This is a genomic window from Vibrio sp. 10N.222.46.A1, from assembly GCF_041473595.1.
Taxonomy (GTDB): domain Bacteria; phylum Pseudomonadota; class Gammaproteobacteria; order Enterobacterales; family Vibrionaceae; genus Vibrio; species Vibrio tasmaniensis_A.
Window position 1 is genome coordinate 1 of the sequence record NZ_JBFRSN010000165.1, and the last position, 1861, is coordinate 1861.

At 43.8% G+C, this 1861-nt stretch carries 2 protein-coding genes; both read right to left on the bottom strand.

Going from position 1 to position 1861, the window contains the following annotated elements:
* Nucleotides 1–295: 295 nt before the first annotated feature.
* A complete protein-coding gene (ilvN, locus tag AB4496_RS05765; protein ID WP_004735875.1) occupies nt 296–790 on the bottom strand; it encodes an acetolactate synthase small subunit in 495 nt (164 codons plus the stop codon).
* A gap of 1 nt (nt 791) precedes the next feature.
* Nucleotides 792–1861, bottom strand: a 1070-nt coding sequence (locus AB4496_RS05770; protein WP_372130685.1) for a thiamine pyrophosphate-dependent enzyme, incomplete at its 5' end; no start/stop codon positions are given.

Here is a 1861-nt window from a genome sequence, read left to right on the forward strand (position 1 = left end):
ATATAAACTTTGTGATTTAAGTCTCTCAAAAATGAGATTCCCAATAAATATGGATGCACGGCACTGGGGGGATCAAGCACAGTAAATAACAGGGCACTCTATAAACAGCGCAATAGCGCCCTAATGGAGAGCTACAAAGAAATGAATGGCAATAAGAAAGTATGGACAAACGATGCTTACTTCCAGAAAGCAAAACGACCCAAATTAAGGGCCGTTCGTATCAGTAAAATCGCTATTTTTTTCAAACGATTAAATGCTCAGTTTTAGCTTAAAAGCAGCTTTAAATCTTTCTTCGTTAGGCTTTCAACGCTCGTTCACCACGTGCGATGCCAACAACCCCACTTCGAGCCACTTCAAGTACTTCCGTTACTTCAGACAATGCCTGAATGAAAGCATCCAGCTTCTCGCTAGTGCCGGCCATTTGAACCGTATATTGCGAAGCCGTCACATCAACGATTTGACCACGGAATATATCCGCTGTGCGTTTCACTTCAGCGCGAGCAAAGCCGCTAGCGCGTACTTTTACCATCAGAAGTTCACGCTCGATATGCTCAAGCTCAGACACTTCTTGTACCTTAAGTACGTCGATTAACTTGTGTAGCTGTTTTTGGATCTGCTCAAGCTGCATTTCGCTTGAGTTAGTGGTGACATTCAGACGAGAAAGCGTTGGATCATCCGTAGGGGATACATTCAAAGACTCGATGTTGTAGCCACGCTGAGAAAACAAGCCAACCACACGAGATAGTGCACCTGGTTGGTTTTCCATTAATAGTGAAAGGATGTGTCTCATATTATGTTCTCTCCGTTTTGCTTAGCCACATGTTATCCATACCCTCGCCTTTGATCTGCATTGGGTATACGTGCTCGGTGTCATCCACACTAATATCGACAAATACCAAACGGTCTTTCATCGCCAGTGCTTTTTCCAAACCTGATTCCAATTCATCCGGAGATGAAATACGCATGCCAACGTGGCCATAAGCCTCAGCGATAGCAGCAAAATCAGGAACAGAGTCCATATATGAATTAGAGTAACGACCTTGATAAACAATGTCTTGCCACTGTTTTACCATGCCTAAGAAACGGTTGTTAAGATTAATAATCTTAACGGGAATATTGTATTGCAGCGCAGTCGACAGCTCTTGGATATTCATTTGAATACTGCCGTCACCAGTAACAATCACAACTTCTTCATCAGGTTTCGCAAACTTAACGCCCATACCAGCAGGTAAGCCAAAGCCCATCGTGCCTAGACCACCAGAGTTAATCCAACGGCGCGGCTTGTCAAACGGGTAGTACAAAGCAGCAAACATTTGGTGTTGACCTACATCCGAAGCAACATAGGCATCGCCATTGGTTACTTTATGCAGTGTTTCAATAACTTGTTGTGGCTTAATTCGACCCGACGTTTTGTCATACGCTAAGCAGTCACGTTCTTGCCACTGTTTAATTTCACTCCACCAGCTTTCCATCGCTTCTGCATCGTTAGTTCCACCTTGCTCAATAAGCAGGTTAACCATGCTTTCTAGTACTTTTTCCGCTGAACCTACAATCGGAAGATCCACTTTAACGTTCTTAGAGATAGAAGATGGATCGATATCAATGTGCATGATCTTCGCATCAGGACAGTATTTATCTAGGTTATTGGTCGTTCGATCATCGAAACGTACGCCAATACCAAAGATCAAGTCCGCATTGTGCATCGCCATATTGGCTTCATACAAACCATGCATGCCCAACATACCCAAAGAGTTCTTATGAGTACCAGGGAAAGCGCCAAGCCCCATTAGGGTACTTACCACGGGTAAATTCAGTGCCTCTGCTAATTTTAACAGCGGCTTATCTGCCTCAGAAATAACCC

What these genes read in the sequence shown, in the direction of transcription:
- ilvN (WP_004735875.1), bottom strand. Translation starts at nt 790, where the DNA reads ATGAGACACATCCTTTCACTATTAATGGAAAACCAACCAGGTGCACTA.